This window comes from Mesorhizobium sp. M0601 (assembly GCF_040320845.1).
Classification (GTDB): Bacteria; Pseudomonadota; Alphaproteobacteria; order Rhizobiales; family Rhizobiaceae; genus Mesorhizobium.
Genome location: NZ_JAMYQK010000042.1, coordinates 20,713 through 40,143, shown reverse-complemented (window position 1 = coordinate 40,143; position 19,431 = coordinate 20,713). Strand labels below are relative to the sequence as shown.

The following is a 19,431-nucleotide window of genomic DNA, read 5'->3' as shown; positions in this document are numbered from 1 at the left end:
TCCTTTATCGAGGATGCCAATCAAGGGGCGTCCCTTGAAAAGAGGATACGAGAACCATGAATGTTGCCCCCAATTCATATCTGCGCACCCGCAAACGCCTGCTGGCCGCAGCCGCATCCCTGGCCATTGCCGGCGCGATCGGCTTTGGTGCTGTTGCCACCGGGACAGCCCCGGTGCTGGCCGACGCCGTGCGTGTCGAGGCACCGCAGGTCCCGAGCTTCGCCGATGTGGTCGAGCGCGTTTCGCCGGCGGTCGTCAGCGTGCGCGTCAAGGCCAAGATCCAGTCGACGGCCGATGACGGTTCCGGCCAGATGGACGACGAGGACGGCTTAGGCAATCTTCCCGACAACCCGCAGCTGCGCCGGTTCTTCCGCGAATTCCGCGGCTTTGGCGATCAAGGCGGCGATCAAGGCCCGAACGGAATGCGCCGTTTTGGACACCGTGACCGCAACAACGACCAGCCGCGGCCGGTGGCGCAGGGATCCGGTTTCTTCATCTCCGATGACGGCTATCTCGTCACCAACAACCATGTCGTCGAGGAGGGCACCGCCTTCACCGTGGTGACCAATGACGGCAAGGAACTCGACGCCAAGCTGATCGGCACGGACCCGCGCACCGATCTTGCCGTGCTCAAGGTCGATGACGGCAGCAAGTTCACCTATGTCGACTTCGCCGACGATTCCAAGGTTCGCGTCGGCGACTGGGTGGTGGCTGTCGGCAATCCGTTCGGCCTCGGCGGCACGGTTACCGCAGGCATCGTTTCGGCCCGCGGCCGCGATATCGGCGCCGGTCCCTATGACGACTTCATCCAGATCGACGCCTCGGTGAACCGCGGCAATTCGGGCGGCCCGACCTTTAACCTCAACGGCCAGGTTGTCGGCATCAACACCGCGATCTTCTCGCCCTCGGGCGGCAGCGTCGGCATTGCCTTCGACATTCCCGCTTCGACCGCCAAGCAGGTCGTGCAGGATCTGATGAAGAACGGCACCGTGCAGCGCGGCTGGCTCGGTGTCGAGATCCAGCCGGTCACCCCCGAAATCGCCGAGTCGCTTGGCCTTGGGTCCGGCAAGGGCGCGCTCGTTGCCAGCGCGCAGGACACCGGTCCCGGCAAGAAGGCCGGCATCACCGCCGGTGACGTGATCACCCAGGTGGACGGCAAGGACGTTGCTTCGCCGAAGGAACTCGCCCGCCTGATCGGCGCTTATCCGCCCGGCAAATCTGTCGATGTCACGGTGTGGCGCAACGGCAAGAGCGAGGCGGTCAAGGTCGATCTCGGCAAGCTGCCGTCGAGCGACAAGCAGGCCTCGGCCGACCAGCAGCCTGCCCCAGCGCCGAAGACCGACACGCTCGCCGATCTCGGCCTGACCGTCACCAAGTCTGACAATGGCAAGGGCCTTGTGGTGACCGATGTCGACCCCGACAGCGATGCCGCCGATCGCGGCATCCAGCCCGGCGACGTCATCACCTCCGTCAATTCGGCGGAAGTGAACGGCGCCGGCGACGTCGACAAGGCGATGGCCGACGCGGTGAAGTCCGGCCGCAAGGCGGTGCTGATGCAGATCACCCGCGACGACAGCAACCGCTTCGTCGCACTGCCTGTCGCCAAGGGCTGAGCGCATGACCCCGAACACGTATTCCGTTTTCGGAAAGGCTCATGCGCCGATTCAAGGTGCTAGAGCGCCCTTTGCGCGTTCAAGAGGACGCGCGGCGCTCTAGTGGTCGACTTTTCCGGTGCGGCGGTTTTCAACACCCCCGAGCCGCCGCACGGGAAAGCACGGGGCCTGAATACGTTCGTCAGTCATCGTGTTCCGCCCCAGCGGCAGCGGGCTTCCCATCGCCCGCTGCCGCTCGAACATGCCGCTCAAGGCGTGAAGCGGTTTTAGGCTACGACATGCTAAAACAAAGACTTACCGCGTATCCCTGAATCAATTTGTTCGCGATACGCCATGGAGAAGGCCACGATGCATATGCCGGCCACTCAATCTTCCAGCGAAATCGCGTATAACGGTTCTATGAAGATTCTCGTCATAGAAGACGATCGCGAGGCAGCCGACTACCTGCAGAAGGCGTTCGCCGAGGCCGGCCATACCGCCCATGTCGCCGGCGACGGCGAAACCGGCTTCGCGCTCGCCGATTCCGGCGACTATGACGTCATGGTCGTTGATCGCATGATGCCGCGCCGCGACGGCCTGTCCGTCATTGCCGGGCTCAGGTCCCGGGGCAATACGACACCCGTGCTGATCCTGTCGGCGCTCGGCGAAGTCGACGACCGGGTCACCGGTCTGCGCGCCGGCGGCGACGACTATCTGACCAAACCCTACGCCTTTTCGGAACTGCTCGCCCGCGTCGAGGTGCTGAACCGCCGCGCCAGCGCCAGGGAAGCCGAAACCGTCTACCGGGTCGGTGATCTCGAACTCGACCGGCTGTCGCACTCGGTGCGCCGCGCCGGGCGCGAGATAACGCTGCAGCCGCGCGAGTTCCGCCTGCTCGAATATCTGATGCGCCATGCCGGCCAGGTGGTGACGCGCACCATGCTGCTCGAGAATGTCTGGGATTACCATTTCGATCCGCAGACCAATGTCATCGACGTTCATATCTCGCGGCTGCGGGGCAAGATCGAGAAGGGCTTCGACAAGCCGATCCTGCACACGGTTCGCGGCGCCGGCTATATGCTGAAAAGCGGCTAGAACCCCATGGCTCTTTCCGTGCCGGCCATCATGAAGACGACGGCAGCGCGGCTTTCGGCGCTCTACCTCCTGCTGTTCGCCATCTGCGCGGTGCTGCTCGTGTTCTACATGACCTCGCTGTCGGCGCGCATGCTGACCGGCCAGACCCAGGACACGATCAACGACGAGGTGCTCGGCCTCGCCCGCGCCTATCAGCGCGGCGGCCTCCCGTTGCTGGTCCGCGTCGTCGAGCAGCGCTCCCGCCAGCCCGGCGCCAATCTCTATCTGATCGCCGATGCCAACGGCCAGATCCTGACCGGCAACGTGCAGAGTCTGGAGCCGGGCGTGATCGAGGCCGAGGGCTGGACCACCGAGCCGTTCTCCTACCGCCGCTTCGGCGAGGGCGAGCTCGAGCGGCAGCGCAACCCGGTCTCCGACCCGAACGAGCCCGCCCAGAGCGAAGTACAGGCCGAAGGCGAGAAGGGCCATAACGCCATTGCCCTGGTGCTGCGCCTGCCCAACCAGATGATCATGCTGGTCGGCCGCGACCTCGGCGAGCCGGAGCGCTTCCGCGCCGTCATTCGCCGCGCTCTGATGCTGGCGCTCGGTATGATGGGCGTCGGCGGGCTGCTGATCTGGTTCTTCGTCGGGCGCGCGGCGCTGAAGCGCATCGACAGCGTGTCGGAGGCGAGCCGCCGCATCATGGGCGGCGATCTTTCCGGCCGGCTGCCGGTCACCGGCGCCGGCGACGAGTTCGACCGGCTGTCGGAAAACCTCAATTCCATGCTGGCCAGGATCGCCACGCTGAACGAGGGCCTGAAGCAGGTCTCCGACAACATCGCCCACGACCTGAAAACGCCGCTCACCAGGCTGCGCAATCGCGCCGAGGCGACGCTTTCCGGCAAGCACAACACCAGCGACTACCGGCAGGCGCTGGAAGGAACGATCGCCGAATCCGATCAGCTGATAAAGACCTTCAACGCCATCCTGATGATCTCGCGACTGGAAGCCGGCTATTCCTCGGAAAGCACCACCAGGGTTGATCTGGCCGCTGCCGTGCACGACGTCGTCGAACTCTACGAGCCGGTAGCGGAGGAGGCGGGCGTGACGCTCGAAACTTCGGTGCAAGGTTCCTTCGCCGTCAACGGCAATCGCGAGCTGATTGGCCAGGCGCTGTCCAACATCGTCGACAACGCGATCAAATATTCGACCGACTCGACCTCCACGCCTATGGTTCGCGTGACGCTGGAGCGTGTCGGTAGCGAGATCAGACTCGCCGTCTCCGACAACGGCCAGGGCATTCCCGACGATGTCGACCGCGCCAGGGTGACCGAGCGTTTCGTGCGGCTGGAAAAGAGCCGCTCGCAGCCGGGTTCCGGCCTTGGCTTGAGCCTCGCCAAGGCGATCATGACATTCCACAATGGACGGCTTGAGCTTCTGCCCGGCAATCCCGGATTGTCGGTCGTCATGAGTTTTCCCGGGCGGGAGGATCGCTGATGGTTGCGAGGATGGCAGTGCGACGCCTCGAAACGGACTGGCTGTTGAAGCCAGCGGTAGAGCTCGTTCCGCTGGATGCAAGCCGCGCCAGGCAGGAATTGTCGGAGACCGCCGACGCCGCGCGGCAAAAGGAACTGCCGCGACTGGCGAAATTTCTCGCCGGCAAGGGGGTCGTCCAGGATTTCCTCGCCGCCGTGTTCGACCTGTCGCCGTTCCTGCGCGATACCGCGCGCCGCCGGCCACGGATACTCGATGCGCTTTTCGACGGGAGCGTCGAGGCGCGGCTGTCATCGATCGGCGCCGCGGTCGACACGGCAGCACGCGTAGAGGCCGTCTCCGAAAGCAGCCTGATGATGGAGCTGCGCCAATGTAAGGCGGAGGCGCATTTCCTGATCGCCTTGGCCGATCTCGCCGGCGAGGCCGAGACCTCGCTGACGGTGCGGCGACTGAGCGACCTTGCCGACGCCTGCACGCGTGCGGCTGTCGATTTCCTGCTCCGCGACGCGCATGAGCAAGGCAAGCTCCGATTGCCGGATGCCAAAAATCCGGCGCGACACTCGGGCTGGATCCTGCTCGGCATGGGCAAGCTCGGCGCGCATGAGCTGAACTTCTCCTCCGACATCGACCTCGTCGTCTTCTTCGACCCCGATGCGCCTGCCGTCGTCGATCCGCTCGATGCCACAGAGCTGTTTTCGCGCCTGACCCGCCGGCTTGTCCGTATCCTCCAGGACCGCACCGAGCACGGTTACGTCTTCCGCACCGATCTCAGGCTTCGTCCCGACCCCGGCTCGACGCCGCTGGCGATCCCGGTCGAGGCGGCGCTGCGCTACTATGAGGCGCGCGGCCAGAACTGGGAGCGCGCCGCCATGATCAAGGCCCGCCCGGTGGCCGGCGATTTTGCCGCCGGCGCCGCGTTCCTGAAGGAACTGCAGCCCTATATCTGGCGCAAATACATGGACTATGCGGCGATTGCCGACGTCCATTCGATCAAGCGCCAGATCCACGCCCACAAAGGCCATGGCGAGGTCGCGGTCAAAGGCCACAATGTCAAGCTCGGTCGCGGCGGTATCCGCGAGATCGAGTTCTTCGTCCAGACCCAGCAGCTTATCGCCGGCGGCCGCTTTCCCGAACTGCGCGGCCGCGAGACCGTGCCGATGCTGGGCGAGCTCGCCGCGCGCGGCTGGATCACCGCCGACGCGCGCGATGCGCTCACCAGGCAATACTGGTTCCTGCGCCGCGTCGAACATGCCATCCAGATGGTTGCCGACCAGCAGACGCATATCCTGCCGGAGGACGAAGAGGGGCTGGAGCGCGTCGCCCGCATGCTGGGCTTTGCCGATGCGGCAGGCTTTGCCGAAACGTTCCGCGCGGCGCTGCACCAGGTCGAGCGCCACTATGCAGCGCTGTTCGAAACCGCGCCGGAGCTTTCGGCCGGCATCGGCAATCTGGTCTTTACCGGCGACGTCGACGATCCCGATACCTTGCAGACCTTGCAGCGGCTCGGCTTCCAGCGGCCGAGCGACATCTGCCGGGTTATCCGCGGCTGGCACTTCGGCCGCTACCGCGTCACCAGGTCGGCGGAAGCGCGCGAGCGGCTGACCGAACTGACGCCGGCGCTGCTGCAAGCCTTCGGCCAGACGCGGCGGGCGGACGAGGCAGTGATCCGCTTCGACGAATTCCTTGCCGGCCTGCCTGCCGGCATCCAGCTGTTTTCGCTGCTGCAGTCGAATCCGGCTTTGCTGAAGCTGATGGCGACTATCATGGGCGCGGCACCGCGGCTGGCCGCCATCATCACGCGCCGGCCGCATGTCTTCGATGGGCTGCTCGATCCGGCGCTGCTGAGCGAACTGCCAAACCGCGCCTATCTGTCGGCGCGCCTTGCCGCCTTCCTCGAAGGCGACAGAGCCTATGAAGACGTGCTCGACCGGCTGCGCATCGTTGCTTCGGAGCAAAAATTCCTGATCGGCGTCAGGCTGCTTGCCGGGTCGATCGACCCGCCGCGCGCCGGCCGCGCTTTTTCCGATCTCGCCGACCTGACCATCGAGGCAGCATTGCAGGCGGTGATGGCGGAATTCGCTTTGCGTCATGGCTATATTGCCGGCGGCCGGGTCGCGCTGCTCGGCATGGGCAAGCTCGGCAGCCGCGAACTGACGGCGGGCTCCGACGTCGACCTCATCCTGCTCTACGATCACGACGCCGATGCGGAGGAGTCCGACGGCGACAAGCCGCTTGCCCCGTCGCATTACTACAGCCGGCTGACACAGCGGCTGATCGCCGCCGTTTCCGCGCCGACCGCCGAGGGCGTGCTCTACGAGCTCGACCTTCGCCTGCGGCCGTCCGGCAACAAGGGGCCGGTGGCCACCCATGTCGACGCCTTCAAGAAGTATCAGCGCCAGGACGCCTGGACATGGGAGCACATGGCGCTGGCGCGCGCCCGCGCGATCGGCGGCGATGCCGAGCTCTGCCGCGAGGTCGAGGGAGAGGTTGCCGCAGTGCTCGCTCTGCCGCGCGATCCAGCCAAGGTGATGGCCGAGGCATCCGAGATGCGCGCCATGGTCGACAAGGAGAAGCCGCCGCGCGATCCCTGGGACATCAAGCTGATCCCGGGCGGCCTCATCGATCTCGAATTCATTGCCCAGGTTGCGCTGATCACCGGAAAGATCGAGGCAGGCCGCAGGGCCACCGGCACGGCTGAGGTCCTGTCGCGCCTGGCGCCGGATTTCGCCAGCGCCCAGGTCAGGCAGGAACTGGTGGATGCCTATTCGCTCTATCTGGCTCTGACCCAGATGATACGGCTTTGCCTCACCGGCGCGTTCGAACGCGACGATGTTCCGCCAGGGCTTTCGGATCTGCTTCTGGCCGTCACCGACCTGCCGGATTTCGGGGTGCTTGAAGCGCATCTCGGGGAGACGTCGCAGAAGGTCAGAAAGGATTTCGACCTTCTGCTTCGTGCGAAAGAACCGTGACGGCAACCAGCCGTACGGGCGAGAGCATTGGGCCCAAAATTGCGACCTGCTTTGGGAGGTTCCGATGTTCAATCAAAGAGATAGAGCGGGGGATTGAAGGTCCGCCGCTCTAGCATCGGGGGTGACGATGCAACAGGAGAAGACCATGAGAAAGACAACCAGACTTGCACTCGTTTTCGCAGCCCTGGCCGGCGCCGTCGGCACCGCTGCCTATGCAGACGAGCACTCCGGGGCCGGGCCGCGCGACGGCACGATGATGCGCCTCGGCAAGGTCATGAACGACAATGACGGCACCATCACCTTCGACCAGTTCTCCGACGCCATGAACGCGCGGCTGAAGAAGATGGTCGCCGACAATGGCGGCAAGCTGACCGTGGCACAGCTCGCCGACGCGCTGGAGAAAGCACGCTTCGAGCAGATGGCCAGGCGCATCATCGCCCGTTACGACACCAAGGGCGACGGCACGCTGACCGCGGATGACATCACAACCCGCCAGAAGAAGGTCTTCGCCATGCTCGACCGTGACAATGACGGGAAAATCGAGAAGAACGAACTGCCGAAGGGTCCCGGCGGTCACCGCCAATGGGACGGCGAGGGCAATGATGGCAGTGACGGCATGCAGTGAGAATTGATAACGCTCCGGCGGTGCGAGCCGCCGGAGCGTTATTTTGTCATTCAGGCAGCGGCCCTGACCGCCTGCGGGGCTTTCTTGATCGGGATGCGTACCGAGACGATCGTTCCGACGCTTTCGGTCGAGCGGATCTTCAACGCGCCACCCTGAAGCTCGGCCAGCGAGCGCGAGATGGCGAGGCCGAGGCCGGAGCCGGCATGGCTCTTGGAGAACTGGTTTTGCACCTGTTCGAATGGCCGCCCGAGCTTGCTCAACGCCGCCTTCGGGATGCCGCAGCCATTGTCCTCGATCGTCAGGATCAGCGCGCTGGAAATGCTGCGGGCTCTGACCGAGATGTGGCCGCCTTGCCCGGTGAACTTCACCGCATTGGACAGAAGGTTGATGAGGATCTGCTTGATCGCCCTGCGGTCGGCGAACAGCGTCAGCGAATCGGCGATGCGGGTTTCGACGGTGATCGACTTTTCCGCCGCCTGCAGAGAAACGACGCGAACCGTCTCCCTGATGAGCGGGCAGAGATCGATTTCTTCCTGATCCAGGGCGAACTGGCCGGCCTCGATCTTCGACATGTCGAGGATGTCATTGATCACACCGAGAAGATATTTGCCGCTGCCGTTGATGTCGGTGGCATACTCTTCGTAGCGCGGCGAACCCAGCGGCCCGAACAGCCGCCGTTCCATCAGTTCCGAGAAGCCGATGATCGCGTTGAGCGGGGTGCGCAACTCGTGCGACATGTTGGCCAGGAATTCGGATTTAGCCCGGTTCGCCGCTTCGGCGCGCTCGGTTTCCTTCATGTATTTGCGATTGAGTTCGACGAGCTCATGAGCCCGTTCTTCTTCCGCGCGGCGGGCAAGGCTGAGGTCATGGATTGTCGCCATCAGCCGGCGCTCGCTGTCGACCAGCTTCTCCTGGTGCAGCTTGATCTGGGTGATGTCGGAGCCGACGGAGACGGTACCGCCGTCCCTTGTCCGCAACTCGTTCACCTGCAGCCAGCGGCCGTCGGCAAGCTGGCGCTCGAAGGTCACGCCTCCCTGCGGTCCGTTGGTGTTGGCAAGCCGCCGCTCCGAGGCGAAGGCCAGCATGCGTTCCTCCAGAACGGCGCGCGGAGCGCCCGGCATCACGTCGCGATCCAACAGGCCGTTGTCCTGCTGGTATTTGGAATTGCACATGATCAGGCGCTCGGACGAATCCCACAGCACGAAAGATTCGTTGATGTTTTCGATGGCCGTCCTCAGGCGCAGGTCCGCCGCTTCGGAGCGCAGCGCCAGATGCCGCTGCTCGGTGACGTCGACGGCGATGCCGATCAGCTGGATCTCCGGCGCTTCCGGGTCGATAACGTGTGCTCTTGCGCGCATCCAAACCCATTGCCCGTCGGCATGGCGCATCCGGAACACCTGGTCGATATGGTCGATCTCGCGTGCGACGATCCTGTTGGCGAGTTCGAACAAATCGCCGTCCTCGGGATGAATGATTTCATCGACTTCGCCGAACGACAGCATCGTGTCACAAGGCTCGTAGCCCAGCATGTCGTACATCGAGCGCGACCAGTACATCTTGCCGCGCACCATGTCCCAATCCCACAGGCCGCAGCGGCCGCGCACCAGCGCCATGTCGATGCGCTGGTGGGCTTCGAGATAGATGCGATCGGCGGCCTGGGCGCGCGCCGCCTGGCCGAAATAGGCGTAGAGGATGATGATCAGCACACCGGCCGTCAGCACGAACAGCGTGACGTTGAGTGAGACCGTCTTGCGCCAGGCGTCAAAAACTGCCTCCCGCGGCACGAACGCTGCCGCGGCACCCTTTCGGCCGTTCGCCAGGCTCACTGCCGCGTACCAGTCCTGTCCGCCGATGCTGACCTCCATCACCCCGGCGCGGTCGCCGAACATGAACAGCGGCTGCCCGCCCTGTACGACGCCATCGAGCGACCGGCCCTCCCAGTGCATCGACTGCGGCGATACGGCAATGATCTTGAAGGCGCTATCGGTGATCGCCAGTACGTGGCTTCGGCCCATCGCGCCCTGACGACCGGTGCTCTCCAGCAGGTCCTGGATCGCGCCGGGCGTGGAACCCATGGTCGCATCGGCAGCGATCGAACTGGCCAGTTGGCCGGCGGCCAGCGCAAGGATCGCCTTGGCGTCGCGCTCGATCTCGTCGCGCTCGTTCATCAGTGACAGAAAGCGCAGTACTGCGATGATCAACAGAAACATGATAATGAGGGCCGGTATCGATCGCCGCAACAGCGGCTCGGCTGCCAGCAGCCGTCGGTAGGCAGGTTCGGCGATGAGCCGCGTATTGCCCGCGAGACCGTCGCTTCGCGCCTCGCGCCGCCCAAAAGCCGTCCCACCGGGCGCGCCCCACGCGTCCGCCTTCGCCATAAATGGCACTCCCCGATTTTCTGTCCCGCTTGACGATCCGGCAACGCCGCACTTCCGAATCGTCACTAAAGAATCAAAGGTGATTCGCCTTGTCCAGAGGCGCGGCGAAAAAAGATTAAAAATCGACTAAAATAACTGGGTTTTCGGGAGGTCTTCCCTTTTTCCCACAAGGGGACAACGGAGGTCGCTTACGCCAGGGTGCGCTCGACGATGTCTCGCAAATCGGCCGACAGCTTCTCGGTATTGGCGATCGAAAGCAACGCCTCCCTTGCCTTGGCCTGCCGCACCGGTTCGAGCGAGCGCCACGACCTGAGCGCCGTCGCCAGCCTGGCGGCCACCTGCGGGTTGCGTTTTTCGACCTGCAGCACCGTTTCGACGAAAAGCCGGTAGCCTTGGCCGTCGGTGCGATGGAAGCCGGTCTGGTTGGCGCTGGAAAACGTGCCGATGAGTGCCCGTACCCGGTTCGGGTTGGCCATCGAGAACGCAGGGTGGCCTGTCAAGGCGCGCACCGCGTCGACGGTTTGCGGGCCGGGCACGCTGGCCTGGATCTGGAACCATTTGTCCATGACCAGCGGATCGGTTGCATATTTCGCCTCGAAATCCGCCAGCGCCTTGGTCGCCTCCGGTGAGCCATGGTGACGGTGCGCAAGCACGGTCAACGCCGCGGCCCGGTCGGTCATGTTGGTCGCCGACTGGAAGTGCCGGGCAGCGAGTTCCGCACCTCCCGGCAGCAAGCACAGATAATCCAGCAGGACATTGCGCAGCGCCCGCCGCCCGGCACTGGCCGCATCCGGGCTGAACGGACCGTTGTCGGCGAGCCGATCGTAAAGTTTGGAGAATATCTCGCGGTTGGTCTCGGCGATCGCAACCGCCAGCGCCTCGCGCGCCGCGAAAATGGCGTCGGGGTCGATGTTCTTGCCGATGTCGCGGGCGATATCGGCCTCGCCGGGCAGCGCCAGCGCCAGTGCCCGATAGGCGGGTTCGAGCGCTTCGTCGCCGCCTATTTTGCCGGCAAGCCCGGTCAGCCGGGCGCTGAACTCGGGTTGCTTGTGGTCCAGGATCTGGCGGAAGGCTGCAATCAGCGCATCGGTCAAAAGCGAGTTGAACGACTGCCAGCGCGAGAAGGCGTCGCTGTCGTGGCCAGCCAGAAAAAACTGGTCGTCGGGCCGCTGCTCGACCGAAAGTGTCACCGGCGCCGAAAAGCCGCGGTTGAGCGACATGGCTGGACGCTCGGCAATCCCGGAAAACCTGACGACATGGCGGCGTTTGCGGATATGGATGACACCGTCCTCGACGTTCGCCCCTTCGGCGCCGCTGTGGGCTATCGCCTCGCCACCGGCGCCAACCAGGCCGAAGGCAAGCGGAATGTGCATCAGCCGCTTGCGGCTTTCCGACGGCGTTGGCGGCACCGACTGCTCGATTTCGAGCGTGAATTCCCGCGCTGCCGGATTATACGCCGAACTGACGGTCAGGTTCGGCGTACCGGCCTGATGATACCACAGCGAAAACTGCGACAGGTCGCGACCCGAGACGTCTTCGAACACTTTGATGAAGTCTTCGATCGTCGCCGCCTGGCCGTCGTGACGTTCGAAGTAGAGGTCCATGCCGGCGCGGAACGTCTCGGCGCCGAGGATGGTATGGATCATGCGCACGACTTCCGAGCCTTTTTCGTAGACCGTCGCCGTGTAGAAATTGTTGATCTCGCGGTAGCGGCGAGGCCGGACCGGATGCGCCAGCGGCCCTTGGTCCTCGGGAAACTGATGGGCGCGCAGCGTACGAACCTCGGCGATGCGCTTGACGGCGCGCGAGCGCTGATCGGCGGAGAATTCGTGGTCGCGGAAAACCGTCAGGCCTTCCTTCAGGCAAAGCTGGAACCAGTCGCGGCAAGTGATTCTGTTACCTGTCCAATTGTGGAAATACTCATGGGCAATGATGGCCTCGATATTGGCGAAATCGGCGTCGGTCGCGGTTTCCTGGTCGGCCAGCACATATTTGTCGTTGAAGATGTTGAGACCCTTGTTCTCCATTGCGCCCATATTGAAGTCGGACACGGCGACGATGTTGAAGACATCGAGGTCGTATTCGCGGCCGAATGCCTCCTCGTCCCATTTCATCGACCGTTTCAAAGCGTCCATGGCGTAGCCGGCGAGCCTCTCCTTGCCCGGTTCGACATAGATTCCGAGCTCGACCCTGCGGCAAGACAGGGTGACAAAACTGTCCGAGATCTTGCCGAGGTCGCCCGCCACCAGCGCAAACAAATAGGACGGCTTGGGGAAGGGGTCGTGCCAGACCGCATAGTGCCAGCCGCCGGCAAGCTCGCCGCTGCCGGCCGGGTTGCCGTTGGACAAAAGCAGCGGCGCCTCATTGCGCTCAGCTTCGATACGCACCGTATAGACCGACAGGATGTCGGGACGGTCGAGGAAATAAGTGATGCGGCGAAAGCCTTCGGCCTCGCATTGCGTGCAATAGACGTCGCTCGAGCGATAGAGGCCCATCAGCGCTTCGTTCTGCGCCGGCGCCAACACGGTTTCAATTCTCAGCTGGAAGCGCCTTGTCGCAGGGGGGCTGATGATTGTCAGTTGATCGGGCGTGACGAGAAAATCCGCAGGGCTCGGCTCCTGGCCGTCGATGGCGATGCCGCGGAGCGTCAGCCCGTCGCCATCCAGCACCAGTGGCACCGACGCCGCAATCCCGTCGCGGCGTTCGACCGTCAGCACGGCGGTCACATGCGTTGCTTCAGGCGAAAGGCGGAAAGTCAGGCTGGTTTCCGGAATGAGATAATCACTGGGGCGATAGTCTTCGAGCTTGAAGACCTGGCCGGTATCTGTGCGCATTCCTTGATTTTTCCTGTCGATCCGGGTGCGGCGGGCGGGTCCGCTGGTCCAAATAATTTGAAGTCTGCGCTCTTTATACGAAACGCTCCCTCGACAAAACTGCAGCGACGTCTATTTCAGGCGATCATTTCCCAAGCATCATCGCGAGGCTTCCATGACCGTCGTCACGCCGAAATTCGGAACGAGCGCCTCTTTGTCGCGTCGCGAGGATATGGCCTTCATCAAGGGCGCGCGGGAGGCGGGTACGATCGGATCGACGCCTGCCGCGCTCAATGCGGTGACCGACGCGCTCTACCGCACCTACGGCATCAGGCATATCGACATGCCGGCAACGCCGGCGTGCATCTGGGCGGCGATCGAGGAAGCAAAAGGGGCGTGACAGCCAGACCGGATTTGCCAGTGCTTGCAGCTGGCGACCTTGCCGGCGAGCACAGCACGCTGACCGGGATCTTGCTCAAGATCGTATCGGTGGCGGTCTTCGTCGGCATGTCGTCCTGCATCAAGGCGGCAGGCACCGTGCCGGCGGGCCAGATCGTCTTCTTCCGCTCCTTCTTTGCCATTTTTCCGATCATCGCCTTCCTCGCCTTCCAGGGAAAACTCGGAACCGCCTTTTCGACAAAGCGCCCGCTCAACCACATTGCGCGCGGCGTCGTCGGTGTCTGTGCCATGGGGCTCGGCTTCTTCGCGCTGACGCGGCTGCCGCTGCCGGAGGCGATCACACTGAACTACGCGCAGCCGCTGCTGGTCGTGGTGTTCAGCTCGATCTTCCTCGGCGAAGCCATCCGCATCTATCGCTGGAGTGCGGTTGCCGTCGGCCTGGTCGGGGTGCTGATCATCTCGTGGCCGGAACTGACGCTGCTCAGTTCGGGCGCTGCCCTCGGCGATCAGGAGGTGCTTGGCGTCATCGCCGCCCTCATAGCCGCGGCGATCTCGGCCATCGCCATGCTCCTGGTTCGCAACCTCGTCCAGAGCGAGCGGACGGCGACCATCGTGCTGTGGTTTTCGGTAACCGCGAGCGTCATGGCGCTGCTTTCGCTGCCATTCGGCTGGCAGGCGCTGACGCCAGCGCAGGCGGGGCTTCTGATTGCCGCGGGTTTTTGCGGCGGGCTTGGCCAGATCCTGATGACCTCGGCCTATCGCCATGCCGAGGCTTCCGTCGTAGCACCGTTCGAATACACTTCGATGATCCTCGGCGTCGTCGTCGGCTATCTGGTCTTTGGCGATATCGCCACGATCAACATGCTGGTCGGCGGCATGATCGTGGTTGCGGCGGGGATTTTCATCATCTGGCGCGAGCGCCAGCTGGGTCTCGAACGCACCCGCACCCGCAAGGCCGTTGCGCCGGAAGGGTGATCAACCCGCTGCGTCGGTCCGCTCTTTCGCCAGCCGCATCAGCACCGCCCGCGTCTGCTCGTCGGCGGGGAAAAAAGATTCGATCGCCAGCTCCGCCAGCGTCACGTCGAGCGGCGTGCCGAACACGGTGATGGTGCTGATGAACGACAGCACCGCGTCGCCATGGGCAAGCTTGAGCGGATGGACAATCGCGTTCGGTTCGACCGGCGCCGGCCGGCTGCCTTTAAGGCCGGACGGATAGGCCCGAAGCTCGCGCTCGAGCTCGACCAGAACCGGATCGGCGGCAGCGTCGTTCTGCCGCTTCAGGCGCTCCAGAAGATGCGTCCGCCATTCCGCAAGATCGACGATGCGCGGCGCGATGCCGCCGGGATGCAGGCTGAGACGCAAAACGTTGACCGGCGGCTTCAGCAGTGAGGCGTCGGCGACATTGGCGAGGAACGGGCCGATGGCGGCGTTCGCCGACACCAGGTTCCAATGCCGGTCGACGGCAAGCGCCGGGAACGGCTCGTGCGCCTTGAGCACGGTCTCGACCGCCGCCATCGCCGGTGCCATCGAGGCATCGTCAAGTGGTCGTTCGCTGAAGCTCGGGGCAAAGCCGGCGGCCAGCAGCAGCTGGTTGCGCTGCCTGAGCGGGATCGAAAGCTGCTCCGCCAGATGCAGCACCATGTCACGCGAGGGTGCGGCGCGGCCGCTTTCAACGAAACTCAGATGCCGCTGCGAGATCTCGGCCTCCATGGCGAGGTCGAGCTGGCTCATGCGCCGGCGTGTACGCCATTCGCGAATGAGACTGCCGGCGGAAATCTGGGCTGCTGTCATAACGAGATGACTAGGCCGGCAGTGGGCGCATTTCAATTACCTGCGAGATCATGATGCCGCCCTTCCTTCCTCGCAAGGGGAGGACGGAAGACGCGTTCTGCACCGTTACCCAAGTGCCCGCAACTTCGCCTTCACTTCGAGGAAATCCCGCCACGCCAGCTTCTTGTGCGCAGGCGTTCTCAACAAATAGGCCGGATGCAGGGTCGGCATGGCGGGAATGGCGACGCCAGACGGGGTCGTGTGGACGCGCCAGTTGCCGCGCAGCCGCAATATGCCTTCGGAGGTGTTGAGCAGGGTCTTTGCCGACGGGCCGCCGAGATTGACCAGCACCTTCGGATTGACCAGTTCGATCTGCCGCTCGATGAACGGCCGGCAGATCTCGGTCTCGTGCGGCGTCGGCGTGCGGTTGCCCGGCGGCCGCCAGGGAATCACGTTGGCGATGTAGGCAGATGTCCGGTCAAGACCGATCGCGGCCAGCATGCGGTCGAGCAACCGGCCCGAGCGGCCGACGAACGGCAAGCCCTCTATGTCCTCGTCGCGGCCCGGCGCTTCGCCGACCAGCATCACCGCGGCAGTCGGATTGCCGTCGGCGAACACCAGGTTCTTGGCGGTGAATTTAAGATTGCAGCCGTCGAATGCCGCCATGTGCTGGCGAAGCTCGTCGAGGTTTGCCGCCGATCTCGCCAGTTGCCGCGCCAATGCCGCCTGCGCCTCGTCGGGCACCGTTGACATGGCCGGGGACGTTCGCACTGCCGGTGCCGTATTCGGTCTCTCGCCCATTTCGCCGCGCGACACGCTCGTCGAGCGATGAGGCGATGCATTTTCACCGGCCGGCAGAGCGGCCGCCGCAGGCACCCGCTCCGGCGGCCTGGCTTCTGCAAACCTGTTTACCGGCTGTTCTTCAAGTGCCTCGTCGACGCCAGCGCTGGCGTAGAAGGCCAGCAGCTCGGCGAGATCGGCTCGGCTAGTGTGGGGGGCGGCAGTCATGGTTTCACATTCGGCCGCGGAGCTTGAATTTGCAAGTTCAGCTCGACGGTATGCGCGGATCCTGCACCAGATAGAACGTCCAGCGCGGCGTGTAGTCGGTGATCAGGAAATAGAAGCTGGCGGTCTTCAGCGGATCGATCTTGCCGTTCTTGAACAGCAGGCGGTCATACGGTTCGAAATTGCGGTCGAAATCGGCGTAGCTGCTCGACCAGATATTTTCGGGCGTTTTGTTGCGCTGGTCGAACGACAGGCCGTCGCCGAACACGCTCGGCTGGTCGAGGATCTCCTGGAGTTCGAACTGGAACTCGACCCAGGCTTGGCCGCTATTGTTGAGCACGTCGATGCGCATATACATCAGACCATTGGCGAAGTCTCCCGCCTTGCCGAACGGCTGGATCGGCCTTGTCGTGCGAATGGCCAGCGTTACCGGCGTCGCTGAATTCAGCTCTTCGGTGATGACCAGCGGATCCTCTTTCGTGCCGATGCCGGAAGCCCCGGTGATGCGGAAACCGCCGCGCTCGTCGGAAAAGGAATAGGCGCCGGTCGCCCAGACCAGTTGCTGCTCGGCACGGGCATCGAAGGCCGTCAGTGGCAGAAGCGCCAAGAGCGTCGCACGGCAAAACCGGCCGGGCGTGAAAAAAAAGCGCGTCGATGAAAAGCCAGCCGGCCCGAATATGCGCATGGCGGGAAGTATGGCCGATAAGCAAGCCGTCGAACAATTAAAAACATCAGTGCGACATATCTGTGCAAACGGAATAGGATTGAAGATTGATGCTCGTCACCGCGAATCTGTGCGGCAGGACGCGACTTTTTGACGAAATCGGTATTGTCACGTCCGCGCCGGTTTCCCGTCGCTATTTGATGCGCTATGCAGCGCGTGAGCCAGCAAGATGCCGGAATTGCGAGCCAGTGAGGGATCGATGAGCGATATCGAACGCGAAAGCATGGAATTCGACGTGGTCATCGTCGGCGCCGGCCCGGCCGGCCTCGCCGCCGCGATCCGTCTCAAGCAGGTCAATCCCGAGCTTTCCGTCGTCGTGCTGGAAAAGGGCGGCGAAGTCGGCGCGCACATCCTGTCCGGCGCCGTCGTCGATCCGATCGGCATCGACCGGCTGCTGCCCGGCTGGCGCGAAGAGGAGGGTCATCCCTTCAGGACACCGGTCACCGACGACCATTTCCTGGTTCTCGGCCCCGCCGGTTCGTTCCGTCTGCCCAATATCCTGATGCCGCCGCTGATGAACAATCACGGCAACTATATCGTCTCGCTCGGCAATGTCTGCCGCTGGCTGGCGACCAAGGCCGAGGCGCTGGGCGTCGAGATCTATCCGGGCTTTGCCGCGGTCGGCCTGCTCTACAACGAGGCCGGTGCGGTCACTGGCGTCGTCACCGGCGACATGGGCGTCGAGAAGGACGGCACGCACGGTCCGGGCTTTGCGCCGGGCATGGCGCTGATGGGCAAATATGTCTTGATCGGCGAGGGCGCGCGCGGCTCGCTGGCCAAGCAACTGATCGCCAAATACCACCTTTCCGACGGTCGTGAGCCCGGAAAATACGGCATCGGCCTCAAGGAACTCTGGCAGATCAAACCGGAAAACCACCGGCCGGGCCTTGTCCAGCATTCCTTCGGCTGGCCGCTCGATTTGAAGACCGGCGGCGGCTCCTTCCTCTACCATCTCGAGGACAACCAGGTGGCAGTCGGCTTCGTCGTTCACCTGAACTACAAGAATCCCTATCTGTCGCCCTTTGACGAGTTTCAGCGCTTCAAGACCCATCCGGCGATCCGCGGCACCTTCGAGGGTGCCAAGCGGCTGGGCTATGGTGCCCGCGCCATCACCGAAGGCGGCTGGCAGTCGGTGCCGAAACTGTCCTTCCCTGGCGGTGCGCTGATCGGCTGCGCAGCCGGCTTCGTCAACGTGCCGCGCATCAAGGGCTCGCACAATGCCGTGCTCTCCGGAATGCTGGCGGCCGAGCATGTCTGTGATGCGATAGCCGCCGGCCGCACCAATGACGAGCTGGCCTCCTACGAGGCCGCCTGGCGCGCCACCGATATCGGCAAGGACCTGAAGAAAGTGCGCAACGTCAAGCCGCTATGGTCGCGCTTCGGCACCATTGTCGGCGTCGGCCTTGGCGGCCTCGACATGTGGCTGAACACGCTGTTCGGCTTCTCGCCCTTCGGCACGATGAAGCACGGCAGGGCCGACTATGCGACGCTGGAACCGGCCGCCGCGCACCAGAAGATCGCCTACCCGAAGCCGGACGGGGTGCTGACCTTCGACCGGCTGTCGTCGGTGTTCCTGTCCAACACCAACCACGAGGAGAACGAGCCGGTGCATCTGCTCGTCGCCGACATGGACCTGCAGAAGCGCTCTGAGCATGACGTCTACGCGGGACCCTCGACGCGTTACTGCCCGGCCAGCGTCTACGAATGGGTCGACAAGGATGGCAATGCCGCCGCCGATCCTGCGGCCAAGGATGTGCGCTTCGTCATCAACGCGCAGAACTGCGTGCACTGCAAGACTTGCGATATCAAGGACCCGAACCAGAACATAAATTGGGTGCCGCCACAGGGCGGCGAGGGCCCGGTCTACCAGAACATGTAAGTCACAAGGTTTGCTCCGGACTAAACAAGATGAGGAGCAGCGCAACCGTAGGATTGTTGAATAAACCGCCTGCCTGTGTTTCCTTTCTGCGGCGACAGGGAGGAAGGAAAAATGCGCCTGGCAGTTCTGACGAGCGTTGTGGCGATCGGGGCATTGTGCGCCCCTGCAGCCTTGGCCGGCACTAAGGTGCTGGTCAAGACACGAACTTACAACATTGCCGGAACCACCGGCGCGGCCCTGATCGAGGCCATGGATCGCAGTGGGCCGAAGCACGGCTTCATGACCCACGCCATCGCGCAGACCGGCTACAGCGTCGATGATTGGACCTTCGACGCCCAACGGGAAAACGGCGTCTGCCGCCTGCGCCAGGCCAACGGGACGCTCAATCTCTTCTATACCTATCCCAAACTAGTCTCAGCCACGTCGCCTGCGCTGCAGAAGCGCTGGAAGCGGTTCTTCGCTGGCGTTCGCGCCCATGAAGAGACCCATGGCCGCATCGCCAGACAGATGATGCGGGCCACCGAAAAGTCGGTTCGAGGGCTGACAGTCGGTGATGACCCGCACTGTTTCGAGGCACGTCGCGAGGCAAAGCGCCGGATCAATGCCATCTATGCCGAATACGAGGCAAAGCAGATCGCCTTCGATGCGCACGAGCATCGCGACGGCGGCCCTGTCGAGCACCTCATCCGCGCTTTTGTGGGCCAGTAAT

The 19,431-nt window shown here is 63.7% G+C and carries 15 protein-coding genes; 10 read left to right on the top strand and 5 right to left on the bottom strand.

Annotated features, from left to right (window positions below):
- Positions 1-56 precede the first annotated feature (56 nt).
- The 5 genes from NKI41_RS27345 to NKI41_RS27325 all read left to right on the top strand — a co-directional run bounded on the left by NKI41_RS27345 (position 57) and on the right by NKI41_RS27325 (position 7,754).
- Positions 57-1,613 (top strand): Do family serine endopeptidase, encoded by a 1,557-nt coding sequence (locus NKI41_RS27345; RefSeq protein ID WP_352471015.1) that lies wholly within the window; start codon positions 57-59, stop codon positions 1,611-1,613.
- Positions 1,614-2,012: 399 nt separating this feature from the next.
- Positions 2,013-2,687, top strand: coding sequence for a response regulator transcription factor (locus NKI41_RS27340; RefSeq protein WP_254819962.1), 675 nt, complete (start codon positions 2,013-2,015; stop codon positions 2,685-2,687).
- A gap of 6 nt (positions 2,688-2,693) precedes the next feature.
- Positions 2,694-4,163 carry a sensor histidine kinase gene (locus NKI41_RS27335; RefSeq protein ID WP_352685908.1) on the top strand — a complete coding sequence of 490 codons (1,470 nt, stop codon included), beginning with the start codon at positions 2,694-2,696 and terminating at the stop codon, positions 4,161-4,163.
- Entirely contained in the window at positions 4,163-7,129 is a 2,967-nt protein-coding gene (locus tag NKI41_RS27330) for a bifunctional [glutamine synthetase] adenylyltransferase/[glutamine synthetase]-adenylyl-L-tyrosine phosphorylase (protein WP_352685906.1), read from the top strand. The genes NKI41_RS27335 and NKI41_RS27330 overlap by 1 nt, the downstream gene beginning before the upstream one ends.
- Before the next feature lie 145 nt (positions 7,130-7,274).
- Positions 7,275-7,754 (top strand): EF-hand domain-containing protein, encoded by a 480-nt coding sequence (locus tag NKI41_RS27325; protein ID WP_352685904.1) that lies wholly within the window; start codon positions 7,275-7,277, stop codon positions 7,752-7,754.
- Between the two features lie 50 nt (positions 7,755-7,804).
- Here NKI41_RS27325 and NKI41_RS27320 read toward each other — a convergent pair whose 3' ends face one another.
- Both NKI41_RS27320 and pepN read right to left on the bottom strand, forming a co-directional pair.
- A complete protein-coding gene (locus NKI41_RS27320; protein WP_352685902.1) occupies positions 7,805-10,132 on the bottom strand; it encodes a PAS domain-containing sensor histidine kinase in 2,328 nt (775 codons plus the stop codon).
- 188 nt (positions 10,133-10,320) lie between these two features.
- Positions 10,321-12,966, bottom strand: coding sequence for an aminopeptidase N (pepN, locus tag NKI41_RS27315; RefSeq protein WP_352685900.1), 2,646 nt, complete (start codon positions 12,964-12,966; stop codon positions 10,321-10,323).
- 154 nt (positions 12,967-13,120) lie between these two features.
- Here pepN and NKI41_RS27310 point away from each other — a divergent pair, with 154 nt between their 5' ends.
- A complete protein-coding gene (locus tag NKI41_RS27310) occupies positions 13,121-13,345 on the top strand; it encodes a hypothetical protein (protein WP_352685916.1) in 225 nt (74 codons plus the stop codon).
- A gap of 20 nt (positions 13,346-13,365) precedes the next feature.
- Entirely contained in the window at positions 13,366-14,319 is a 954-nt protein-coding gene (locus NKI41_RS27305) for a DMT family transporter (protein WP_352540752.1), read from the top strand.
- Here NKI41_RS27305 and NKI41_RS27300 read toward each other — a convergent pair whose 3' ends face one another.
- The 3 genes from NKI41_RS27300 to NKI41_RS27290 form a co-directional block, all read right to left on the bottom strand.
- Positions 14,320-15,135, bottom strand: coding sequence for a helix-turn-helix domain-containing protein (locus NKI41_RS27300; RefSeq protein ID WP_352685898.1), 816 nt, complete (start codon positions 15,133-15,135; stop codon positions 14,320-14,322).
- A gap of 105 nt (positions 15,136-15,240) precedes the next feature.
- Positions 15,241-16,122: a uracil-DNA glycosylase gene (locus NKI41_RS27295; RefSeq protein WP_352501793.1), complete on the bottom strand. Its 882-nt coding sequence runs from the start codon at positions 16,120-16,122 to the stop codon at positions 15,241-15,243.
- A 37-nt stretch (positions 16,123-16,159) separates the two neighbouring features.
- On the bottom strand, positions 16,160-16,804 hold the full coding sequence (locus NKI41_RS27290) for a hypothetical protein (RefSeq protein WP_352501794.1): 645 nt from the start codon (positions 16,802-16,804) through the stop codon (positions 16,160-16,162).
- On the opposite strand from NKI41_RS27290, the gene NKI41_RS27285 reads away from it, so the two are divergent.
- The 3 genes from NKI41_RS27285 (at position 16,755) to NKI41_RS27275 (ending at position 19,430) form a co-directional block, all read left to right on the top strand.
- Positions 16,755-16,937, top strand: coding sequence for a hypothetical protein (locus NKI41_RS27285; protein ID WP_198023574.1), 183 nt, complete (start codon positions 16,755-16,757; stop codon positions 16,935-16,937). The two genes, NKI41_RS27290 and NKI41_RS27285, sit on opposite strands and share 50 nt — an antisense overlap.
- 105 nt (positions 16,938-17,042) lie before the next feature.
- Positions 17,043-18,722 (top strand): electron transfer flavoprotein-ubiquinone oxidoreductase, encoded by a 1,680-nt coding sequence (locus NKI41_RS27280; RefSeq protein WP_352471023.1) that lies wholly within the window; start codon positions 17,043-17,045, stop codon positions 18,720-18,722.
- 111 nt (positions 18,723-18,833) lie between these two features.
- The gene (locus NKI41_RS27275; protein WP_352501795.1) at positions 18,834-19,430 is read left to right on the top strand and encodes a DUF922 domain-containing protein; all 597 of its coding nucleotides are present in this window, start codon (positions 18,834-18,836) and stop codon (positions 19,428-19,430) included.
- Position 19,431: the final 1 nt, after the last annotated feature.

Excerpts from the sequence above, each read along its gene's own strand:
- NKI41_RS27340 (WP_254819962.1), top strand. The coding sequence starts at position 2,013 with ATGAAGATTCTCGTCATAGAAGACGATCGCGAGGCAGCCGACTACCTG.
- NKI41_RS27275 (WP_352501795.1), top strand. The coding sequence starts at position 18,834 with ATGCGCCTGGCAGTTCTGACGAGCGTTGTGGCGATCGGGGCATTGTGC.
- NKI41_RS27310 (WP_352685916.1), top strand. The coding sequence starts at position 13,121 with ATGACCGTCGTCACGCCGAAATTCGGAACGAGCGCCTCTTTGTCGCGT.
- NKI41_RS27345 (WP_352471015.1), top strand. The coding sequence starts at position 57 with ATGAATGTTGCCCCCAATTCATATCTGCGCACCCGCAAACGCCTGCTG.
- NKI41_RS27320 (WP_352685902.1), bottom strand. The coding sequence starts at position 10,132 with ATGGCGAAGGCGGACGCGTGGGGCGCGCCCGGTGGGACGGCTTTTGGG.
- NKI41_RS27335 (WP_352685908.1), top strand. The coding sequence starts at position 2,694 with ATGGCTCTTTCCGTGCCGGCCATCATGAAGACGACGGCAGCGCGGCTT.
- NKI41_RS27290 (WP_352501794.1), bottom strand. The coding sequence starts at position 16,804 with ATGCGCATATTCGGGCCGGCTGGCTTTTCATCGACGCGCTTTTTTTTC.
- NKI41_RS27325 (WP_352685904.1), top strand. The coding sequence starts at position 7,275 with ATGAGAAAGACAACCAGACTTGCACTCGTTTTCGCAGCCCTGGCCGGC.
- pepN (WP_352685900.1), bottom strand. The coding sequence starts at position 12,966 with ATGCGCACAGATACCGGCCAGGTCTTCAAGCTCGAAGACTATCGCCCC.
- NKI41_RS27280 (WP_352471023.1), top strand. The coding sequence starts at position 17,043 with ATGAGCGATATCGAACGCGAAAGCATGGAATTCGACGTGGTCATCGTC.
- NKI41_RS27300 (WP_352685898.1), bottom strand. The coding sequence starts at position 15,135 with ATGACAGCAGCCCAGATTTCCGCCGGCAGTCTCATTCGCGAATGGCGT.
- NKI41_RS27295 (WP_352501793.1), bottom strand. The coding sequence starts at position 16,122 with ATGACTGCCGCCCCCCACACTAGCCGAGCCGATCTCGCCGAGCTGCTG.
- NKI41_RS27330 (WP_352685906.1), top strand. The coding sequence starts at position 4,163 with ATGGTTGCGAGGATGGCAGTGCGACGCCTCGAAACGGACTGGCTGTTG.